This is a genomic window from Bacteroides sp. 4_1_36 (genome assembly GCF_003466325.1).
In the GTDB taxonomy this organism is placed as follows: domain Bacteria; phylum Bacteroidota; class Bacteroidia; order Bacteroidales; family Bacteroidaceae; genus Bacteroides; species Bacteroides uniformis.
The window spans coordinates 223,787-245,646 of sequence record NZ_QSOX01000003.1 but is presented as its reverse complement, the minus strand read 5'-3'; the positions used below and the strand labels follow the sequence as shown (position 1 = coordinate 245,646).

Below are 21,860 nucleotides of genomic sequence, written 5' to 3'. Positions count from 1 at the left end.
ATAATATTAGGCGCGGAATTCTAAGACCTACGCAAGTTTCCTGTGCAAAAACTTGTGTAGGTCTTAGAATTCCGCGCCTAAAAAAAGCGTCAAGAGGGTTTTGACATCCCTATGAAGTTCCGCTTCGATATTACTTTTCTTTCAGCAAATCACGGATTTCGGTCAGCAGCACCTCTTCCTTGCTCGGGGCAGGGGGAGCCGGAGGAGCGGCAGGCGCCTCTTCTTTCTTCTTTTCAGTCAGCTTGGTCAACAACTTTATGAACATGAAGATAGAGAATGCTATAATCAGGAAGTCGAAGGTGACCTGCAAGAAATTACCGTAATTCAGGGTCACGGCAGCAATTTCTTTTCCGTCCACCATTTCGGCAGGTTTCAGCACCCACTTCAAGTCTGTAAAGTTGACACCGCCCACCAGCAGCCCGATAGGAGGCATAATCACATCTGCCACAATGGAGGAGACGATTTTTCCGAATGCCCCACCGATAATCACACCGACGGCCATGTCTATCACATTGCCCTTCATGGCAAAAGCCTTAAATTCCTGTAAAAATGAACTTTTTCCCATCTTTTCAATTATTTAATTATGATTTTGGTTACGAATATAAAAACATTTTCTTACTTTTGCACCGCAAATCAGAAAGAATTGCAATTAGTAAGCGAAAGTTTATTTTTAAACATTATAAAACCCTTAAAAGTTTAAACAAAATGATTAAAGTAGGTATTAATGGATTCGGACGTATCGGACGTTTCGTATTCCGCGCTGCAATGAAGAGAAACGATATTCAGATCGTAGGTATCAACGACCTTTGCCCGGTAGATTACTTGGCTTACATGCTGAAGTATGACACTATGCACGGCCAGTTCGACGGTACTATCGAAGCTGATGTTGAAAACAGCAAGCTGATCGTTAACGGTCAGGCTATCCGCATCACTGCAGAAAGAAACCCGGCTGACTTGAAATGGAACGAAGTAGAGGCAGAATACGTTGTTGAATCTACTGGCTTGTTCTTGAGCAAAGACAAAGCTCAAGCTCACATCGAAGCCGGCGCAAAATATGTTGTAATGTCTGCTCCTTCTAAGGACGACACTCCGATGTTCGTTTGCGGTGTTAACGAAAAGACTTACGTTAAGGGTACTCAATTCGTATCTAACGCTTCTTGTACTACCAACTGCTTGGCTCCTATCGCTAAGGTATTGAACGACAAATGGGGTATCACTGACGGTTTGATGACTACTGTTCACTCTACAACTGCTACTCAGAAGACAGTTGACGGTCCTTCTATGAAAGACTGGAGAGGTGGTCGTGCTGCTTCCGGCAACATTATCCCGTCTTCTACCGGTGCTGCTAAGGCTGTAGGTAAAGTTATCCCGGCATTGAACGGCAAACTGACTGGTATGTCTATGCGTGTTCCGACTTTGGACGTATCTGTAGTTGACTTGACAGTTAACTTGGCTAAGCCCGCTACTTACGCTGAAATCTGCGCTGCCATGAAGGAAGCTTCTGAAGGCGAATTGAAGGGTGTTCTGGGTTACACTGAAGATGCAGTTGTTTCTTCTGACTTCTTGGGTGACACTCGCACTTCTATCTTCGACGCTAAGGCTGGTATCGCTTTGACTGATACTTTCGTTAAGGTTGTATCTTGGTATGATAACGAAATCGGTTATTCTAACAAGGTTCTTGACTTGATTGCTCACATGGCATCAGTTAACTGCTAATATACAGTTAGAAAATAATAAAAAATAGGTGACTTCTGCAGAAGTCGCCTATTTTTTTTGCAATTTTGCAGCTAGTTCGTTTTTTATCAGACCCTTTAAACATGATGAAGATTATACTAACTCTAATATTGCTTTGCTTTATGAACACTATATCGTCTCAAAATCCTTTTTTTGAAACATACTCCACGCTGCACGGCACTGTCCCGTTCGACAAGATTAAGACCGGAGATTACGTACCCGCCATCCGCGAAGGCATCCGCCGCCAAAATGCGGAAATAGAGGCCATCATCCGCAATCCGGAAGTCCCGACATTTGCCAACACAGTGTTGGCCTACGAGAAGTCCGGTGAGATGCTCCACCGTGTCAGCACTGTATTCGGCAATCTGCTCAGTGCCGAAACGGACGATGACCTACAGGAACTGGCCAAAGAAATCATGCCGATGATGAGCGAGCATGAAAACAACATCAGCCTGAACGAAGAGCTGTTTGCACGTATCAAAGCTGTTTACGAACAGCAAGACAAAGAAACATTGAGCCCGGAACAGCACAAACTGCTGGAAGACATTTATAACGGCTTTGTACGCAACGGTGCCAACCTCCTGGGAGAAGATAAGGAGAAATACCGGGCTTTATGCAAAGAGCTCAGCCTGCTGACGCTGCAGTTCAGCGAAAACAACCTGAAAGAAACGAACGACTACAAGCTTGTCATCACCGACAAGTCACAACTGGCCGGGCTGCCCGAGAGCGCGGTAGAAGCCGCTGCAGAGACAGCCGGGGAAAAAGGCGTCGAAGGCTGGGTATTCACCCTGCAGGCTCCCAGCTATGGCCCTTTTCTGACCTACGCAGACAGCCGTGACCTGCGCCGTGAGCTATATATGGCCTACAATACGAAGTGTACGCATGACAACGCCAGCAATAATCTGGAAATCGTAAAGAAACTGGCCAATGTCCGTATGGAGATTGCCCAACTCCTAGGCTATGACAACTTCGCCGAATACAACCTCCAGGAGCGCATGGCACAAAACAGTGAGTCCGTGTATAAGCTGCTGGACCAACTGCTGGAGGCTTACACGCCCACCGCCAAACAAGAATATGCAGAAGTGCAAGCCCTGGCACGCCAAGCGGAAGGAGAAGACTTCGTCCTGATGCCGTGGGACTGGGCGTACTATTCCCATAAACTGAAGGACCGGAAGTTCAATATCGACGATGAGCTGCTCCGCCCTTACTTTGAGCTGAACAACGTGAAGGAAGGTGTATTCGGCCTGGCAACCAGACTGTATGGCATCACCTTCAAGAAGAATCCGGATATTCCCGTTTATCACAAGGATGTGGATGCCTACGAAGTCTTCGACAAAGACGGGAAATTCCTTGCCGTGTTCTATACCGACTTCCACCCCAGAGCAGGCAAGCGCTCGGGAGCCTGGATGACCAGCTACAAGGAACAGTGGATTGACGAAAAGACCGGTGAGAACAGCCGTCCCCACATATCCATTGTGATGAACTTCACCAAACCGACACAGGACAAGCCTGCCCTGCTTACCTTCGGCGAGGTGGAGACATTCCTGCACGAATTCGGCCACAGCCTGCATGGTATGTTTGCCAATACCACCTACGGGAGCCTGAGCGGGACCAACGTGTATTGGGACTTTGTGGAACTCCCCTCCCAATTCATGGAGAACTTCGCCATCGAAAAGGAATTCCTGCATACGTTTGCCCGCCATTACCAAACCGGAGAACTGATACCGGACGAACTGGTACAGCGCATTGTGGATTCCTCCAACTTCAACGCGGCATACGCCTGCCTCCGCCAGGTTAGCTTCGGCCTGCTCGATATGGCTTGGTACACACGTAACACCCCGTTTGAAGGTGACGTGAAAGCCTATGAAAAGAAGGCTTGGGAAAAAGCACAAGTTCTTCCTTCTGTAGAAGAAGCCTGTATGAGTACACAGTTCTCCCATATCTTTGCCGGAGGATATTCTGCCGGATACTATAGTTATAAATGGGCAGAGGTGCTGGATGCAGATGCTTTCTCGCTATTCAAGCAGACGGGCATCTTCAACCCGGAGACTGCCGCCTCCTTCCGAGAGAATATCCTTTCCAAAGGCGGAACGGAACATCCGATGACGCTCTATAAACGCTTCCGCGGACAAGAGCCTACAATCGACGCATTATTAATCAGAAATGGAATAAAGAAATGAAGAGACTTATAAGGAACATCTTTTGCATGTTGCTCATGTTTTCGCTGCTCCCCCTGCTAAGCGGTTGCGACAACGAGGACGATGTTATCGGAATATTCACCGGGAAGACATGGAAGCTCAGCCGACTCACCAATAAAGGCAGCAATGCCCAATTCTATCCAAACCTTTGGAACAACAATGAGGAAGAGATGAAGAAGAGTCTGGACAAGCTATATAATCAGAAAAGCACCTTCACCCTCAATTTTGAAGGTACTGAACTGGATGGAGAACTGATGGGCACCACCGTCAACGGACAAGGCATCAACTCAAGCGTCAACGGCACTTGGAAAGCCGACGGAGCTTCAGGCTCGCTCAGCATCAGTGTGAAGGTTACGGGGGCTGCAGAAAGCGATGCACTGGCCAAGGCATTCATCTCCGGATTGCAAAACGTGTACAAGTATGAAGGGGATGCCAATTCACTGACCCTCTATTTTAAAGACGGACCGACAACCAGAGTCATGGGATTCACCCCGCAACGATAAAGCATAAATATGATGGACGATTCTACAAAAGACAAACAAGAAGCATTGGATAGGCGTTATATACGTATGGCAAGCATTTGGGCCGAAAATTCGTATTGCCAACGCCGCCAGGTCGGTGCACTGATTGTAAAAGACAAGATGATTATCTCTGACGGCTACAACGGTACCCCTTCCGGTTTTGAGAATGTATGCGAAGATGAGAATAACGTCACCAAACCATACGTGCTCCATGCCGAAGCAAACGCCATTACCAAAATAGCCCGTTCAAACAACAGCAGTAACGGTGCCACCATGTACGTCACTGCCTCCCCCTGCATAGAATGCTCCAAACTGATTATCCAGGCAGGCATCAAACGGGTAGTCTACTCCGAGAAATACCGCCTGGAAGATGGTATCGAACTTTTGAAACGGGCAGGCATCGAGGTAGTGTTTATTTCAATGGATAATGAAAAGTTGAAAATGGAAAGTTGAAAGTTGCATGCGCAGCCAAATAGTAAATTGTAAATAGTCTAATAGTAAATAAACATCATGAGTACAAAAAATACTTCCCGCTTTATGCCGCTCATCATCGCAATCAGCGTAGTCGCGGGAATCCTTATCGGAACGTTTTATGCCAGGCATTTTGCCGGTAATAAACTGGGAATCATCAATAGCTCGTCCAACAAGCTGAATGCCTTGCTGCGTGTTATTGATGACCAGTATGTGGATACCGTCAACATGACCGATTTGGTAGAGAAGGCCATGCCACAGATATTGGCGGAACTCGACCCCCACTCCACCTACATCCCCGCACAGAAGCTGGAAGAGGTAAACTCCGAACTTGAAGGCAGCTTCAGCGGTATAGGTATCCAGTTCACCATTCAAGAAGACACGATACACGTAAACAGCGTGATTCCCGGCGGACCGTCCGAGAAAGTGGGCCTGATGGCAGGCGACCGCATTGTAATGGTCAACGACAGTCTGTTTGCAGGCAAAGGCCTGACAAACGAAAAGGCCATGCGCAACCTGAAAGGTCCGAAAGGAAGCCAAGTGAAGTTAGGCGTCAAGCGTGCCACGGAAAAGGAGTTGCTCGACTTCACCATCACACGCGGTGACATCCCACAAAACACCATTGATGCAGCCTATATGCTCGACGATGACTACGGATATATACAAATCAGCAAATTCGGACGTACCACACACGTGGAGCTGCTGAATGCGATTGCCCAACTGAGCCACGAGAAGTGCAAAGGCCTGATTATCGACCTGCGCGACAATACCGGAGGATACATGGAAGCCGCCACACGCATGGTGAACGAATTCCTGCCGGAAGGGAAGTTGATTGTATATACCCACGGCCGCAAATATCCCCGCATGGAGGAATATGCCAACGGTACCGGCAGTTGCCAGAAGCTGCCGCTAGTGGTATTGGTAAACGAGAGTTCCGCTTCGGCCAGCGAAATCTTTGCGGGCGCCATTCAGGACAATGACCGCGGAACCATTGTAGGACGCCGTTCCTTCGGCAAGGGACTCGTACAGCAACCCATCGACTTCAGTGACGGTTCCGCCATCCGCCTGACCATTGCCCGTTATTACACCCCATCGGGCCGTTGCATCCAGCGCCCCTACGAGAACGGCAAGGACAGCAAATACGAAATGGACTGGATTACCCGTTACGAACACGGCGAGTTCTTCTCCAAAGACAGCATCAAACTGGACGAAAACCTGCGTTACTCTACCGGTTTGGGCAGACCCGTATACGGCGGCGGTGGCATTATGCCGGACGTATTCGTTCCGCAAGACACAACCGGAGTATCTTCTTACCTGATAGAAGTAAGCAACAAGGGACTGATTCTGCAATTCAGCTTCCAGTATACCGACCGCAACCGTGCGAAATTGAGTGAATACGACAATGAAGAAGATTTGTTGAAGTACCTTCGCCACCAGAGTATTGTGGAGCAGTTTGTACGTTTTGCAGACTCCAAGGGAGTAAAGCGGCGCAACCTGCTTATCCACAAGTCCTACAAGCTACTGGAAAGAAGTCTTTACGGCAACATTATCTATAACATACTGGGAAGGGAGCAATACATCCGCTACATCAACCAGAGCGATGCTACCGTCAAGAAAGCATTGGATATTCTGGAACGTGGCGAGGCATTCCCCAAAGCTCCGGAAGCAACACCAATCATAGAGGATAAAAAAGATGATGGAAAGGAAAAAAGAACTGCGCAGGCAGGTAGCTTTGTTGAAGACCCGACACAGCTCTTCCGCTACGCGTCAGTCTGCTGAAATACTTGCCGCCCTCGAGGCACACCCCGCTTTCAGGGCGGCAACAACCGTACTGCTCTACCACTCTCTCAAAGACGAAGTGGACACACACGAATTTATCCGGAAGTGGAGCCGCGAAAAGCGGATACTGCTTCCGGTAGTTGTAGGTGACGACCTGGAACTGCGGCTGTACACCGGACCCGAAGACTTGAAACCTGGCGCATACGGCATCGAAGAACCAACCGGCGAGCTATTTACCGACTATGCAGACATAGACTTCATAGCGGTTCCCGGCGTGGCATTCGACCGTAACGGCAACCGCCTGGGGCGCGGTAAAGGTTACTATGACCGGCTTCTGCCCCGCATCCCATCAGCCTACAAAGCCGGCATCTGCTTCCCGTTTCAACTCGTAGAAGAAGTTCCTGCGGAACCGTTTGATATACGCATGGATGAAATCATTACGCAATGAAAACTAATTATCATACACACACCACACGCTGCATGCATGCCACCGGAGATGACGAAGACTATGTGCTCAGTGCCATCAAAGGCGGTTACCGGATACTCGGGTTTTCAGACCATACTCCCTGGAAATACCGTACCGACTACGTAGCCGACATGCGGATGCTCCCCGAGGAGCTCCCCGGCTACGTGGAGAGTCTCAAGACGCTCCGTGAGAAATACCACGACCGGATAGACATCAGAATAGGACTTGAATGTGAATACTTCCCCCAATATATCCATTGGCTGAAAGAGCAAACCAAGAAGTACCAACTGGACTATATCATCTTCGGAAACCATCACTACCACACCGATGAAAAGTTCCCCTACTTCGGCCATCATACAGACAGCCGCGACATGCTCGAACTTTACGAAGAGAGCGCCATCGAAGGTATGGAAAGCGGATTATTCTCCTGCCTTGCCCATCCGGACTTGTTCATGCGCTCCTATCCGAAGTTCGACCACCATTGCACTACCATCAGCCAGCACATCTGCCGTACTGCTGCACGCCTGAATGTCCCGTTGGAATACAATATAGGCTATGTAGCCTACAATGAAGCGCACGGCTTATCCACCTACCCGTGCCCGGAGTTCTGGCGAATCGCTGCCAATGAAGGCTGTACAGCTATCATCGGACTGGATGCGCATGACAACAAGGATTTGGAAACTCCGATGTATTATGACCGGGCAGTCCGGGAATTGAAGGAACTGAAGATTGAAAGAATAGATGAGCTGAGGATGCTCATCTGAATATGATATTCGTTATGACCTGGGCCCCCACATGACGATTCAAGTTGCGCACCAGCAACTCGCGCCCCATCATCAGTTCCTGGCGCAAAGCAGCAGAAGTGAGGTGCACATAAAGCACCTGGTTCTTTATATAAAGTTCACGGGTGTAGGAGGCAATGGTAGGCCCCAGCACTTCGGGCCACGCACTGATAAGCCGCCGTTCATTCAGCGGAGACTCCAGACTTTCCTGCCTGAGGTAATGACGGATAAGTTCACCTATCTGTTCGGCATTATTGCGCTTCATGCCTCTTCCTCCTTCATTTCGGCAACCGTTCCCTGCTCCACACGGAACATCTTATAATCACTGCCCACTTTATGCAGAATACGGTCCAGGTGTTCGCGGTTGGTATCGGTTATAAAAATCTGCCCAAAACTGTCGCCTGCCACCAACTTGATGATTTGCTCCACACGCGAGGCATCCAGCTTGTCAAAGATATCGTCCAACAACAACAAGGGAACAGTGGTCCCGGTACGTTTCAGGAAATCAAACTGTGCCAGCTTCAACGCTACCAGATAAGTCTTGTTCTGCCCCTGCGACCCTTCACGCTTGATGGGGAAATCTCCCAAAAGCATATTCAGCTCGTCCTTGTGCACACCGCGCAACGAATAGCCCATAATCTGGTCGCGAGCACGGCTTTCCTTCAGCACTTCCAGCAAAGAGGCATCGCGGGCATGGGAGTCATAGCTTAATCCCACCTTCTCCCTATCTTGCGAAATGAATGAATAGAAAGACTGGAAAATAGGAATAAACTCACGGATAAAGGCCTCACGTTTACGGAACACCACTTCACCGGCTTGTGCCATCATCTCCTCCCAAACCAGAAAGAGCTCTTCCTCCACCGGCTGTTCACTCTTCAGTAAGGTATTCCGCTGCACCAAAGCTTTATTGTATCGTATCAAAGCATCCAGATACTCTTTGTCGTACTGCGAGATAACCACATCCATAAAACGTCGGCGTTCATCACTGCCTCCTGCTATCAACTCCGAATCGGCAGGCGAGACCATGACCAAAGGCAGGAAGCCGATATGGTCCGACAAACGCGTATACTCCTTCTTGTTTCGCTTGAACTGTTTCTTCTGGCGCCTCTTCATACCACAGTAGATTTCCTCAGGAGTCCCATCGGCAGCCTCATAAAACCCTTGAATAACAAAGAAGTCGGCATCATGGCAGATATTCTGGGAATCAATGGGATTACCGGCACTTTTACAGAAAGACAAAAAATACACCGCATCCAGCAGGTTCGTTTTCCCCATGCCGTTCTGTCCGAAAAAGCAGTTTAACTTGGGCGAGAATGAAAGCTCCACCTGCTCCAAGTTCTTATAATTGAGTATAGATATACGTTTCAGTATCATTATAGTAACGATGAGTTCGGTTACAAAGATAATGCAAAACCGAAAGCAGTACAAAATAAGCCTGCTTATTTTTAATACAGAGGTGAAGCCCGGCTTATTGAAAAGTAGAAATAATTTCGGTGTTTTCTGATACAAAACAAAAAAAGATGCCGCTAAATTTCGTTGATAGCTATAAAAAACTTACTTTTGCGGGTCGAAATAGATAAATAAGAATAATAACAAAAAGATTATATAAAAATGGCAGAACAAAAAAAGACGAATGAAGCCTTAAACGTGGAGGATGCACTGACACAATCGGAGGCCTTTTTCATTAAGAACAAAAAAGCAATCATCGGCACTGTAGTAGCAGTAATCATCATCATTGCCGGTGTAGTGATGTACAAGAACCTTTATGCAGACCCCCGTGAAGAAAAAGCACAAGCTGCCTTATTCAAAGGACAAGAATACTTCGAAGCAGACGCTTATGCACAAGCACTGAACGGTGATAGCATCGGTTTTGCCGGATTTGTAAAAGTGGCAGACGAATACAGCGGCACAAAAGCAGCCAATCTTGCAAAAGCCTATATGGGTCTCTGCTATGCACACCTCGGTAAATATGACGAAGCAGTGAAAGCATTGGACAGCTTTGACGGAGACGACCAAATGGTAGCTCCTGCCATGAAAGGTGCTATGGGTAACTGCTATGCGCAGCTCGGCCAACTGGACAAAGCCGCTTCCATGCTGCTGAAAGCCGCCAACGAAGCCGACAACAACTCCCTCAGCCCCATCTACCTGCTGCAAGCTGGAGAAATCCTGGTAAAGCAAGGTAAGTATGACGATGCAATCCAGGCGTATACCACTATCAAGGATAAATACTTCCGTTCATACCAGGCAATGGATATCGACAAGTATATCGAACAAGCCAAACTATTGAAGAAGTAATATACCTTATTATAAAAATATCTCAGGCACGGATTACACGGAAAACACGGAAAGACACAATAGCCGTGAATCCGTGTAGTCCGTGCCTCTTTTATCTCTCCTCTCCCTTTAATTTTCAATTATTAATTCTTAATTCCTTATTTATGGCAACAGCTTATCACAATCTTTCAGACTACGATTTCAGTTCTGTACCCAGCGCGGAAAAAATGAAATTCGGCATCGTTGTATCTGAGTGGAATTATAATATTACCGGCGCTCTCCTAAAAGGTGCCATAGACACCTTAAAAAAACATGGAGCCAAAGATGAAAATATTCTGGTAAAAACAGTACCCGGCAGTTTTGAACTGACTTTCGGCGCCAACCAACTTATCGAATACAGCGAAGTCGATGCAGTTATTGCAATTGGTTGTGTAGTCAGAGGAGATACTCCACATTTTGACTATGTTTGCATGGGTGCTACCCAAGGAATTACCCAATTAAACGCAAGTGGCGATGTACCAGTAATTTACGGATTAATTACTACCAATACTATGGAGCAAGCAGAAGACCGCGCCGGTGGCAAGCTGGGTAATAAAGGAGACGAATGTGCAATTACTGCAATAAAAATGATAGATTTTGCTTGGAGTTTACAAAAATAGTCGTATCTTTGCACCGCAATTGAGAAACAAACCTACTCAATGAGAGAATTGAGATAGAATCTTAAGTGCAAAAGGGCAAATACCAGAGTGGCCAAATGGGGCAGACTGTAAATCTGCTGGCTTACGCCTTCGGTGGTTCGAATCCATCTTTGCCCACAAAAAATTGCGGAAGTAGCTCAGTTGATAGAGCATTAGCCTTCCAAGCTGAGGGTCGCGGGTTTGAGCCCCGTCTTCCGCTCTTCTGAAAATCAGATAGTTATCGCAAGATTTCTATCTGATTTTTGTTTTTAGAGAATGCTGAATCTGCACGAAACTATGCGGTTGAAGTCAACCAAGAAGTCAACCAAAAATTTTATGAGTGCAGTAATCAACGTAGTGTGCTACAAGTGGAAAACTTTAGCAAATGGAGAATCCCCCTTAATGGTAAGAGTAGCCAAAAGCGGCAAACGGACTATGCAGAGTTTAGGCATATCCGTCAATCCTAAATATTGGGACTTTACACGAAACAAGCCTAAACCGAACTGCCCTAACAAAGAATATATCCAAAAGATTATCTTGGATAAGCAACGGGAACTTCAACAGCGAATGTTAGAGTTGAATATCGAACAGAAAGAATATACCACTACTACCCTACTCAATAATGAGCATACCAAGTTTGAACTGAAAACCGTTAGTGAATTCTACCACGAATTGATAGAGCAATACACACGTGAGGATAAATGCGGCAACCGTCTTATCTATAAAAGTTCTTTCAACTCGCTTAAAGTGTTCACGAAAGGCAAAATAGATATACCTTTCAGTGATATAGATACTTCTTGGCTTAACAAATATGAGAAATGGCTACGTTCCAAAGACAACAAAGAAACTACCATAAGCCTAATGTTTCGCACGCTCCGGAGTACATATAATAAAGCTATCAAAGCTAAGTGCGCCCGGAAGTCCGATTATCCGTTTGATGAGTACAAAGTCAACAAGTTCGATACCACAACTCAAAAGAGAGCCATTGCCAAAACAGACGTGCTGAAATTCACAACAGAGGTGCAGCCTATTGGAAAACAGCAGTACATGGAGTTGAGCAAAGACATATTCGTGTTCAGTTATCTATGCGGTGGAATCAATTTCACTGATATAGCTAATCTAACAAACGAGAATATTCAGAATGGCAGATTACACTATATTCGTCAAAAAACAAAGAAACTGATTAAAATAGGAATACCACAAGAGGCCATGCTAATAATTGAAAAATACTCAAAAGAGAGTAAAGGCTATCTTTTTCCTATTTTGGATAGCAAGATACACAAGACCGCCCTACAAAAGCAGAACAGAATACATAAGATATTAGGAAAGGTCAATAAGAATCTAAAACTACTTGCCGCACAGCTTGGAGTTGAAGCCAACTTAACAACCTATGTCGCTCGCCATTCATTCGCGAGTGTTCTTAAGAAATCGGGAGTAAACATTGCATTGATAAGTGAAGCATTGGGTCATTCAGACTTGGCGACTACTCAAATATATTTGGATAGCTTCGACAACGAGCAAGTAGATGAAGCAATGAAGAATTTGCTGTAATGAATAAATCTCCATTTGTAGCAATGCAGGTGGAGATTATTTTTTTAATTTTGCTTTCAAATCCAAAGTTAAAAAGATGAGCACCAACAATTCTAACATAATCAATGGATATGACCTCGTACAAGCAAAGAGTGCATTACCACAATTTATTCAATGTTCTACGAGATATAAAGAACTGTCCCAACTTTTCTCACAAACAGAATACCAAGAAACTCTTTTAGATATTATAACAACTACCATTAAACGCATCAGAAGATACCAAAGCTCTAAAGTTATTGACTTGGCGAGACTTGTTAAACTCTTATACGGCATCCAAAAACATGATTCTATCCAAATCAAATATAATGGGAAGACCCAATTTGATTTTCCATACGGAGAAACTACCCGGTTACTATTCGATACTTTCAACAAGGAATTGGCTACAATATATCCACCTGAGAAAATGATGCAGTTTTATAAGTTCTTGTATGCGGAACTTCTTTGGAATGAAGAAATAAAATCTCCGATTGATAATAACGATACCAAAATTCTTCTATTTGAATATAATGCCAGTAAAAACTATAAGCGAATTGTTGCGTTTGAAAAGGAAGATGATATTGATATTCGCCTCTACTTTGGATATAAGTTCAAGGACGGTGTTACTCCATATTATGCAAAGAACGAACATGGGAAAACTGTACAACCGATTGGATTTACTTTGAAAGGAGTTAAAACAATTCTTGCCATAGAATCAACCTTGCAAAAAAGAATAGACTCTCACTATGTGGGTACATTACTATATACATTAGGTACAGAGTTTCAATTTGCTGGTATTTTTAAGAGAGGGGATTTCCTATTTACCAATGAACAATATGCGTTCCTATATGATATTGCAGGAATATTAGGAGTGCTTGATAAAGACTTTAATATTGAATACTCTAATAAAGAGAAGCAAACATTCGTCAGAAAGGAAATGAAAAAGTACAATAAATACATAATCAAATAACATAGGCTTAACTTTTTGGAATTTTCTATCGATTTTTTCCCACCTTTTAGTTCCATTTAGCTCCATTTACTTCCTCTACCTTTGCGCCATAATCAAGAAAATAAGAGGCCTCTATTTTTTTGCAAAGGAACAATATTTTATTAATTTAAAATTTTATAACTATGTCAGATTTGATATTAACTGAATTCGATTTGCAAGAGTTCAATGAATGGATGTTAACCATCCAAAAGGCATCAGAAGATTTAAACTATATTCTGAAAAAAATCAGAGGAATGGGATATGAAAAGATTACTTTAAATGAATTGTTAAAAAATCCCAGAGGTATATGCAAGGAAATCCTTTCTGAAAAAAATGTGTTAAATAGAATATTTGAAAAAAGACAAGTAGGTATATTTGATTTAGAAAATCCCGATTATGATAATTGCCTCAAAGAAGTTAGGTCAAAATCTATTAGAGTAGCACATCTTCGAAAGAGACTTCTTCGTGTTTACGAATTGTTGGTATCTTACGGCTTTAAACCAGAGGATTTGTTTGAAGAAGAGAATGGTAAAGTCGTTATTTCTCAACGTGTAGAGCATAGCTATTTTAGCCGTAATGCAAGTTATCTTAATTCAGGAGAGGAAGCTTTATCCATTCTTTATGACATTTGTGATTCATTGATGAAGCTTAAACAACATAAAATAAATCTTCATGTGCTACAAAATTTACTTGTGAGCGAGGAAAGATATAAAGTAGATATGAAAGCTTTTGAGAAATTTGTAGATAGCAACGGAATATGATTCAATTCGATTTTGAGAATATTATTACTGCAAGCAACCGCGAACCATATAACAATGTGGCCGCGCATGCAGAATTGAAGTCCATGATGTCACGTTTTGACAGATTGAACATCTTCTTCGACATTGACGAGGACGGTTACGAAGTGATAAAGGTCGAAAGTACATACGTGAAACGCTTCGCGTATCAGTTGAACGATGAATCTGCAAACTGGCTTATGACATACCTTTCTACTGGCAAGAGTGAGGATTTTGGAGTAGAACCGTCCGAAGTTCAGAAGTCAGACCAAACTAATGGTAACGAGTATCGAAAGAATATGCTCAAACTGTTTGTGGAAAGTAAGGCTGTAAACATTCAGTTTACACCCGAGTTCAGAGACCGTAGAGGGCAGCTAACAGCAGTAGCCAACTTCAAATTCGGCAACATCTTCTTCTTTATAAACCGAGACGAGGACATTGTTTCGTACTTGCAAGAGAAAGGGTTAATTCGTTAAATCTAAACGGAGCAGAGGAAGTGCAAATTTCCTCTCTCCTTTTTAAATCCACATAAATGAAAAAGGAATATATACCTATATATAAAATAGCTGGTAAAATCCAGTACTTGACAGAAGTCCTGCCACAGATAGAAACAAACACTATCCTTTGTAAGACATTAACCGGATTGGGTGCAACCTACTCCGAAATAAAGGCTAAGCGACATTCTGTTATTATCGTTCCCAATGTTCCGCCTATCATTGGCAAGTGCAAAGACCCGAAGCATAAGAATGACAATCTGTTCGGTGTCAAGCAAGGGGTGACAACAGAAGAAGTCATTGATTATATTGAAAAGACATTAGCCGCAGGAAAGTTTATCAAGTTGATAAGCACTCCCGAAGGATTTACTAAAATCAAACGTGCTTTCGAGGAACTGGAACTTGACATATATGAGATAACCTTCTTGTTGTTCGATGAATGCGACAAGACGATAAAGGACGTCGATTATAGGGCAGATATAATTCTTCCTATGGATGATTTCTTCAAATTCAGAGAAAAGGCATTTGTTTCAGCTACTCCCATACTACCGAGTGACCCACGTTTTGAAAGTCAAGGTTTCAAAATAGTAGAAGTACAGCCTACCTTTGATTACAAACGTCCTATCAGCATTGTACAGACCAATAATGTTTTGGAAGCATTGAAAGAAATTCTACCACAGATAAAAGCACAACAAGAACAACCACGCAGTATTTGTTTCTTTGCCAACAGCGTTGATATGATACACCAGTTGATGAGTAAATTGGGAGTTGAAAATGAGTCCGCAGTATTCTGTGCAGAGAAAAGTGTTGAGAAGTTGAAGAAGAAAGGATTTAAACGAGCTTATGAATACTGGAACATTAAGCATAAAATGCCTTATATGTGGTTTACCAGCAGAAACTATACTGCTGTGGATATTGAATTGGAAGAACGGCCCGATATAGTATTTGTCACTGAACCGTATTTTGCAGAATACACTATCATTGACCCATGTACTGATGCGGTACAAGCAATAGGACGATTCAGAAATGGTACTTCTTTGGCTATTCATGTTGTCAATACCAATGAGAACTATCCGATACGCACCAAAGCAGGCATCAAAGAATATCTCAAAGGTTGCAGGGATGCTTACAAGACTATTAAAAATCTTTATGAATGTGCAACATCTTCAGAAAGCCGAAATGCTTATAAGGCTGCATTGGATATACTGCCATATAACCGGATGCTAAAAGACGGTAAGACCAACTATTTTGCGATTGACAATTTTGTTGATGAAGCATTGGTTAAGTCTGCCTACAACAATATTGATTCAGTAGTGAACCGATATAAAGAAAGCAACTTATTCTTACCGAAACTGACCCAACCTCTGTTTTACAAATTGGGCGATAAGGAAAGGTTGAGCCTAATGGATAAGAGCAGTTCTATCAAAGAAAGCCGAAAGCGTATCGTTGAATTACTGGAATCGTTGAAGGATGACAGAGATTCTCCATTGGCACAATCGTTTATCAGTGACATCAGACAAGTTGATGCTTTTATTATTGATGCTTACAATACGGTAGGCAAAGAAGTTATTGAAGTAAACAATTATTCATTCAAAAAAATCAAAGAAGCCATGATTATGAAAAACTATAGAGAAAAAACAAGCGGAGTAGAGTTTGTTCAACTCCTTAAAAACTCCTTTAAGATTGGCGAGAAATACACTCGTGAATATATCAAAAAAGAATTAAAGCGTTTATACGCATTGGTTAAGACCGCACCTAAAAATGCGATTACAGCCATGACTATAAAAGATTTCTTCAAAATTCAAGAGTGTAAAATCGGAAATCAAAAAGCTATCAGAATATTAGAACCATTGATATAGGATAGTACTTTTTTTGATGAAAGTTAGTTTTATAGGGTCTGTTTTAAAAAGGTACTCTATCATTAATATTTAACTTTATCAAATCATTTATAAACGAAGAGTTTCCGCTGATGAAAGTGGGGACTCTTTTTTTATTTGAACATATCTTCATGTCGTAATTCACTCCCCCATGCTGTGTCAGATGATAAAAACGGAGGTACACTACCTTTTTATGCCCCCTCATGGGCATGGAAGAAAAAAGCATTCTTTACTTCACGATGATACTATTACCTCACATCATCCATGAAAAAAGAATGTCTTTTGTCAGCAGCGTATATGTTCACAATTCTATTCCCGTAGCCGAGCTATAATTTACTAATGCTCCGAATTTCTTTTAAAAGAATATTTAGGGAAAGACATAGAACGAGCCTTAGATGCAAACGAAGAAATTCACTTGTGTTTAGGGCTTGTTCTTGTTAAATCCATTCAATCAATAATCATTTAATTCAAATTCATTATGGAAGCATTACAAATTATGCCTATCATGGCACAGAACCAATCGAGATTTAACTTAGGCGAGTATGCGGAAGAAGCTGCCATTATCCAAGACGAACTAACTGTACAGCCGAGCGTGAACTTTTTGGAAGCCAACACCGATGCAATCACTATGGACGAGCTTACCAATAAATGTGTCGTTCCAACTTGGGCTAACCAAGAATTGACTATCGCACATCAAGACTTTATTTCATGTGTGCATGATGCGGCTTGCTCATTCTATGCTGGTGAAAGAGTGAACACACCCGAAATCAGAGTTTCACACATTGTACGTGGTAGAACTCCCCAAAGTTTGGGAAAGAAAGCATCGGAACTGTTAGAATGTGAAAAGACACAATTCTACCAACGTCTTGCATTTGCCTTTACCATTCCAACCATTATCGAAACGATAAGAGGGCAAAGGCTTGAACTGTGCATCGGTGGGGTAAGGAACTATTCAGACCTTAATCTTTATCGTGCATCCAAAGGCTTGGAGAAGTTTTCGGTTTTTATCGGGTGGCGTGTTCGCATTTGTAGCAATCAAATCCTAACAGGAGAAGGTGTCAAGTTCAATATGGAAGTGACCAATATCAGCGAACTTTACAGAAACGTACTTGAATTGTTCCACAGCTTCAACCCTGCAAAAGAAATCCACTTGATGCAGTCACTTACCAACACTTCATTGTCCGAGACACAATTTGCGCAAATCGTAGGGCGGATGAGAATGTTTCAAGCATTGTCACCTGCAAGGCAGAAAGCTATTCCAAGACTTCTGATTACGGACAGTCAGATTAATTCTGTTTGTCGCGACTACTATCACAACGAAGTGTTCGGAGCAAAGGACAACGCCATATCAATGTTCGATTTCCACAATCTTTTGACGCAGGCTAACAAGGGAAGCTACATTGATACTTATCTGCAACGAGCAGTAAACGCTACGGAAGTCAGTGTAGGAATTAACAACGTCCTGCAAGGACTTGATAACAAATACGCTTGGTTCTTGGGCTGAGTGGATTGTTGATTGACAGAGGAAAGGACATCATTAAGTTGGTGTCCTTTCTTCATACTTAATAATTAACTAATTATATTTGTAAGTACGCAAATAAGTACATATATTTGCATTATAAAAAGGAGGATTTATGAGAACAGCCAATTACACAGATTTAAGAGCCAATCTAAAAGGTTATATTGACTCGGTTATTGACGATTGCGATACGGTACTTATCAATCGTGGTAATGGTACGGGAGTAGTAATGATTTCTTTGGAAGAATATAATTCTTTGAAAGAGACCGAATATATCATGTCTTCTGAACAGACCATGAATGATATTCGTAAAGGAGAAGAAGACTTAAAGGCAGGCAGGGGAATAGAAGTAAATTTAGATGAACTATGAAACTGATATTTACTCCTATTGCACAAGAACATTGGGAATATTGGAAAAAGAATGACCCCAACATAACCAAACGCATTAAGAAATTACTCGCCGATATATTGGAACATCCTTACACTGGTATAGGTAAACCTGAACCTCTCAAATATGAATTGGCAGGTAAATGGTCAAGACGAATTAATTCAGAGCATAGACTTATTTATTCTGTGCATAATGATATGATAGAGATTTACATATTCTCCATGAAATATCACTATTCCAAGAAGTAACTACATTATCACATCTTATTAATTAAAAGGACATCTATTAAGTTAGGTGTCCTTTTTCTGTTTTACACTTTACAAATTCTATGACATTATGGATAAATCTAAAATTGAAAATGCTATCAATCATATCACCTCTTTACAAGAGAAATTATGCTACTGTGAAAACAATCTGCAATATATCAAACGCTTGCAAGCACTTAAATATTGGCTGTACAAGTTTGATTCATTCTTGGATAGGAACAGCAGACAGCATGGTGAATATGCAGCAGTTTATGAGAGCTACTTCCATACTTGTTGCGGATTCTCATTCTATGATAGAGTATGCAATTCAATTCTTGTTTATGAATATGGCGATAGACCATTTTAATACTTGATATTATGGATATAGATTATACTGTTGGAGAAGTGGAACTAACTTACAAATCCACTTCAAAAAGCCGGAGCAAAATATATAGTTCGGAAGATGCTTATAAATACTTGCTTCCTACATATAAGGAGGGTACAATCTGTTACAAAGAATATTTTAAAGTTCTGTTCCTAAACCAAGCCAGCCAAATTTTAGGCTATACTCTCATATCAGAGGGGGGAATTACTGAAACTTGTGCTGATGTAAGAGTTATCCTGCAAGCTGCATTACTCACCAATTCAGTAGCTATCATTCTTGCGCATAATCATCCAAGCGGCAATCTGAAACCAAGCAGGCAGGATATGGAGATTACTAAGCAGGTCAGGGATGCAGCCAAACTTATGAGGATTACAGTAACAGACCACCTCATATTAACAGATGCAGGATATTATAGCTTCGCTGATGAAGGACAGTTATAGCGTATCATCTTGAAAAGGACATTCAATTTTTAAGTTGGGTGTCCTTACTTACATAAACTGAACGAACATTCAGCACTTGTAACCAACTATTAATAATTGTGAATTATGAAGACATACATAGCATATCTAAGGCAATCCACCATGAAGCAGCAAATATCGGGTCTTGGTGTGGAAGCACAACGAGAGATTATTCACAACCATGTGAAGAACAAGCCTATACTTGCTGAATACATTGAAACGGAGAGTGGGAAGAACTTTAACAGACCTCAACTTCTTGCAGCTTTGGCGATGTGCAGGAAAACGAACTCTATTCTGATTGTAGCTAAATTGGATAGGTTGTCAAGGAATGTAGCGTTTACTTCTAAGCTGTTGGAGAGTGATGTTGAGATTGTGTTCTGTGACTTTCCACAAGCCAACAGACTAATTCTGCATATCATCAGTAGCATAGCCGAATATGAGGCAGGACTAATCAGTCAGAGAACCAAACAGTCACTTCAAGCCAAAAAAGCAAGGGGTGTGCAGCTTGGTAAATCGGAGAATTTGATGAATAAATTTGAACAAGCCGTTCAACATAGTATCATTACCAACAAGGCTAAAGCGGATAACAATCCAAATAACATGAGAGCGATAGCACTGTTACGGTCACTGTCAATGCAAGGCAAATCATTATCCGAAATGACTTGTCTGTTGAATGAGCAAGGCTTTGTTACATCTAAGGGATGCAAGTTTCAGATTACACAAGTCAAGAGATTACTTGTCAGAGCAGGGTTGATGTCGTGAAGTCACTTTGAAAGGCAGGACAAATTTAGAGTAAGGTCAATCTTATATACCCCAATCTGAATTTGTCCTACCTAAAAAAACAGCCGGAGAAATAATGGCAGTCTTTATAAATAGACAAGCCAACCTATCTCTAATATATAAAGTAATAGATTGACTTGCCGTTATTAATAGCATAAATAAAACCAAGGCACTATTGTCATTATCAATAGCATTAAAAATAAAATATAAAATAATACTCGTAGTATATGGTTCGGGCATTTCTTCTTAATAAAAGCCGATACCATGTTTATGTGTAATAAAATATGAATAGCAAGCAGAATGACCAATACAATTCCTGCCCACAAATGAATATTGCCCCAATCATGCCTTCCAAAGCCCAATAATTGTGAACTCCATGGGGTAGCACCTTGAAATTTGACAGCATGACGAGAAGGAATGACTATTTCCAATATGAAGCCACTTATACTCACCAATGCCATTGCTGTCAGCATAACAAAGTCTATGACAATGTTAAGTAGCATTTTGTTCTTCCTAAACATCATTCTTTATGATTGTGTCCATGGCATTCATGGTGGTGTTCATGGGATGAGCAGCCCACTCCCGAATCTGTAAGCTTCCCGTTTAAGTAGTCAGTGGCAATATCCAAAATATTACCGGAACAACCTCTTATTACTTTAATATGATGGGCTGTAAGTACATTCAAAGCACCTTGCCCCATATTCCCTGCCAACATGACGCTGACTCCCATGTTTTCTAATTCTCCTGCGATATTGGATTTACATCCGCATCCTTGTGGAGAAGGAATAGTCTCGCTGCTTAGAATCTGATTGTCTTGCCCTACTGTCAAGATTGTGTAATACTCACAGTGACCGAAATGGTTGTCAACTGCATTTTCTCTGGTTGGAATTGCAATTTTCATCATAATCTCATTCTTATTAATGTTAATATTATTAATGCTTATGTCGTTAGAGTGGCACACTGGACATTCCATTTTACGGATTTTAAGTGCAGGTTTGATATTATTGAATACAAAACCGCATACTCCGCAATGGAACCATTCACTATCAGTGTACGCTACTCCACCTTCTATCATTATAGCAACACCACGAACCAATGCTTGGGCAATTTTCTGCCTTGCACTGGTATATATTCGGCTAAGAGTAGGACGTGATACCCCCATTGAAACAGAAGCCTCTTGTTGAGTTTTCATTTCATAATCACATAGCCGTATCGCTTCATACTCTTCGAAATGCAAGAATATAGCATCCTTGCGACAAATGTTTGAGGCTATCGGTTTAAAACCTGCAACAGAAGGCATATTATTGACTTTACGGATGTTTTTTGGACGTGGTGACATTGAATATTTATTGTTTTCGACTGCAAATATAATGAACAAATGTTCATAACAAAACAATAAGCCGTTTTTTAACACAACAGATAAAAACTTTGATTTATATTCCCTTGAATACTCTTGATTTAAATTATTTCATGTTTGAGGGC

The 21,860-nt window shown here is 42.3% G+C and carries 25 protein-coding genes and 2 tRNA genes; 22 read left to right on the top strand and 5 right to left on the bottom strand.

Annotated features, from left to right (window positions below; translation table 11 throughout):
• Positions 1-130: 130 nt before the first annotated feature.
• Positions 131-565 (bottom strand): large-conductance mechanosensitive channel protein MscL, encoded by a 435-nt coding sequence (gene mscL / locus DXD65_RS05375; RefSeq protein WP_005835461.1) that lies wholly within the window; start codon positions 563-565, stop codon positions 131-133.
• A 140-nt stretch (positions 566-705) separates the two neighbouring features.
• Between mscL and gap the strand changes: the two genes are divergently transcribed.
• The 7 genes from gap to DXD65_RS05340 all read left to right on the top strand — a co-directional run bounded on the left by gap (position 706) and on the right by DXD65_RS05340 (position 7,933).
• Positions 706-1,716 carry a type I glyceraldehyde-3-phosphate dehydrogenase gene (gap, locus tag DXD65_RS05370; protein WP_005835458.1) on the top strand — a complete coding sequence of 337 codons (1,011 nt, stop codon included), beginning with the start codon at positions 706-708 and terminating at the stop codon, positions 1,714-1,716.
• A gap of 140 nt (positions 1,717-1,856) precedes the next feature.
• Positions 1,857-3,914: a M3 family metallopeptidase gene (locus DXD65_RS05365; RefSeq protein ID WP_117887400.1), complete on the top strand. Its 2,058-nt coding sequence runs from the start codon at positions 1,857-1,859 to the stop codon at positions 3,912-3,914.
• Complete coding sequence (locus DXD65_RS05360; RefSeq protein ID WP_009037063.1) at positions 3,911-4,435, top strand: DUF4847 family protein; 525 nt, start codon at positions 3,911-3,913, stop codon at positions 4,433-4,435. Before DXD65_RS05365 ends, DXD65_RS05360 begins: the two co-directional genes overlap by 4 nt.
• A gap of 12 nt (positions 4,436-4,447) precedes the next feature.
• Complete coding sequence (locus tag DXD65_RS05355) at positions 4,448-4,906, top strand: deoxycytidylate deaminase (RefSeq protein WP_005835453.1); 459 nt, start codon at positions 4,448-4,450, stop codon at positions 4,904-4,906.
• Between the two features lie 57 nt (positions 4,907-4,963).
• Positions 4,964-6,703 carry a S41 family peptidase gene (locus tag DXD65_RS05350; protein WP_005835451.1) on the top strand — a complete coding sequence of 580 codons (1,740 nt, stop codon included), beginning with the start codon at positions 4,964-4,966 and terminating at the stop codon, positions 6,701-6,703.
• Positions 6,621-7,151, top strand: a complete 531-nt coding sequence (locus DXD65_RS05345; protein ID WP_035457590.1) for a 5-formyltetrahydrofolate cyclo-ligase — start codon at positions 6,621-6,623, stop codon at positions 7,149-7,151. Before DXD65_RS05350 ends, DXD65_RS05345 begins: the two co-directional genes overlap by 83 nt.
• Complete coding sequence (locus DXD65_RS05340; protein ID WP_057254069.1) at positions 7,148-7,933, top strand: histidinol-phosphatase; 786 nt, start codon at positions 7,148-7,150, stop codon at positions 7,931-7,933. The genes DXD65_RS05345 and DXD65_RS05340 overlap by 4 nt, the downstream gene beginning before the upstream one ends.
• Here the strand turns inward: DXD65_RS05340 and DXD65_RS05335 are convergent.
• Both DXD65_RS05335 and recF read right to left on the bottom strand, forming a co-directional pair.
• A complete protein-coding gene (locus DXD65_RS05335; RefSeq protein ID WP_005823615.1) occupies positions 7,926-8,216 on the bottom strand; it encodes a DUF721 domain-containing protein in 291 nt (96 codons plus the stop codon). The genes DXD65_RS05340 and DXD65_RS05335 overlap by 8 nt on opposite strands.
• A complete protein-coding gene (gene recF / locus DXD65_RS05330) occupies positions 8,213-9,325 on the bottom strand; it encodes a DNA replication/repair protein RecF (RefSeq protein WP_005823617.1) in 1,113 nt (370 codons plus the stop codon). The genes DXD65_RS05335 and recF overlap by 4 nt, the downstream gene beginning before the upstream one ends.
• Before the next feature lie 237 nt (positions 9,326-9,562).
• Here recF and DXD65_RS05325 point away from each other — a divergent pair, with 237 nt between their 5' ends.
• From DXD65_RS05325 to DXD65_RS05255, 15 genes are all read left to right on the top strand, one after another.
• Positions 9,563-10,246 (top strand): tetratricopeptide repeat protein, encoded by a 684-nt coding sequence (locus DXD65_RS05325; RefSeq protein WP_005823621.1) that lies wholly within the window; start codon positions 9,563-9,565, stop codon positions 10,244-10,246.
• Positions 10,247-10,389: 143 nt separating this feature from the next.
• Positions 10,390-10,884, top strand: coding sequence for a 6,7-dimethyl-8-ribityllumazine synthase (ribH, locus tag DXD65_RS05320; RefSeq protein WP_005823623.1), 495 nt, complete (start codon positions 10,390-10,392; stop codon positions 10,882-10,884).
• A gap of 73 nt (positions 10,885-10,957) precedes the next feature.
• A tRNA-Tyr gene (locus DXD65_RS05315) sits at positions 10,958-11,040 on the top strand.
• Positions 11,041-11,049: 9 nt separating this feature from the next.
• Positions 11,050-11,122, top strand: a tRNA-Gly gene (locus tag DXD65_RS05310).
• Between the two features lie 116 nt (positions 11,123-11,238).
• Complete coding sequence (locus DXD65_RS05305) at positions 11,239-12,453, top strand: site-specific integrase (RefSeq protein ID WP_117681426.1); 1,215 nt, start codon at positions 11,239-11,241, stop codon at positions 12,451-12,453.
• A gap of 76 nt (positions 12,454-12,529) precedes the next feature.
• Positions 12,530-13,438 carry a hypothetical protein gene (locus DXD65_RS05300; RefSeq protein ID WP_117681417.1) on the top strand — a complete coding sequence of 303 codons (909 nt, stop codon included), beginning with the start codon at positions 12,530-12,532 and terminating at the stop codon, positions 13,436-13,438.
• 161 nt (positions 13,439-13,599) lie between these two features.
• On the top strand, positions 13,600-14,217 hold the full coding sequence (locus DXD65_RS05295) for a hypothetical protein (RefSeq protein ID WP_117887399.1): 618 nt from the start codon (positions 13,600-13,602) through the stop codon (positions 14,215-14,217).
• Complete coding sequence (locus tag DXD65_RS05290) at positions 14,214-14,708, top strand: hypothetical protein (RefSeq protein ID WP_022219155.1); 495 nt, start codon at positions 14,214-14,216, stop codon at positions 14,706-14,708. Before DXD65_RS05295 ends, DXD65_RS05290 begins: the two co-directional genes overlap by 4 nt.
• 56 nt (positions 14,709-14,764) lie before the next feature.
• Positions 14,765-16,585, top strand: coding sequence for a DEAD/DEAH box helicase family protein (locus DXD65_RS05285; RefSeq protein ID WP_022219156.1), 1,821 nt, complete (start codon positions 14,765-14,767; stop codon positions 16,583-16,585).
• A gap of 496 nt (positions 16,586-17,081) precedes the next feature.
• Positions 17,082-18,107, top strand: coding sequence for a DUF3871 family protein (locus DXD65_RS05280; RefSeq protein ID WP_022219158.1), 1,026 nt, complete (start codon positions 17,082-17,084; stop codon positions 18,105-18,107).
• A 130-nt stretch (positions 18,108-18,237) separates the two neighbouring features.
• Positions 18,238-18,492: a type II toxin-antitoxin system Phd/YefM family antitoxin gene (locus DXD65_RS05275; protein WP_009038410.1), complete on the top strand. Its 255-nt coding sequence runs from the start codon at positions 18,238-18,240 to the stop codon at positions 18,490-18,492.
• The gene (locus DXD65_RS05270) at positions 18,489-18,758 is read left to right on the top strand and encodes a Txe/YoeB family addiction module toxin (protein ID WP_004292580.1); all 270 of its coding nucleotides are present in this window, start codon (positions 18,489-18,491) and stop codon (positions 18,756-18,758) included. The genes DXD65_RS05275 and DXD65_RS05270 overlap by 4 nt, the downstream gene beginning before the upstream one ends.
• An 88-nt stretch (positions 18,759-18,846) precedes the next feature.
• Entirely contained in the window at positions 18,847-19,122 is a 276-nt protein-coding gene (locus tag DXD65_RS05265) for a hypothetical protein (protein ID WP_117681726.1), read from the top strand.
• Between the two features lie 11 nt (positions 19,123-19,133).
• Positions 19,134-19,580, top strand: a complete 447-nt coding sequence (locus tag DXD65_RS05260; RefSeq protein WP_022217552.1) for a RadC family protein — start codon at positions 19,134-19,136, stop codon at positions 19,578-19,580.
• Between the two features lie 105 nt (positions 19,581-19,685).
• A complete protein-coding gene (locus DXD65_RS05255; RefSeq protein ID WP_117887398.1) occupies positions 19,686-20,360 on the top strand; it encodes a recombinase family protein in 675 nt (224 codons plus the stop codon).
• A 164-nt stretch (positions 20,361-20,524) separates the two neighbouring features.
• On the opposite strand, the gene DXD65_RS05250 is transcribed toward DXD65_RS05255, so the two are convergent.
• Positions 20,525-20,899, bottom strand: coding sequence for a DUF4405 domain-containing protein (locus DXD65_RS05250; protein ID WP_182422669.1), 375 nt, complete (start codon positions 20,897-20,899; stop codon positions 20,525-20,527).
• On the bottom strand, positions 20,899-21,717 hold the full coding sequence (locus tag DXD65_RS05245) for a DUF134 domain-containing protein (RefSeq protein ID WP_117681725.1): 819 nt from the start codon (positions 21,715-21,717) through the stop codon (positions 20,899-20,901). Before DXD65_RS05245 ends, DXD65_RS05250 begins: the two co-directional genes overlap by 1 nt.
• Positions 21,718-21,860 lie beyond the last annotated feature (143 nt).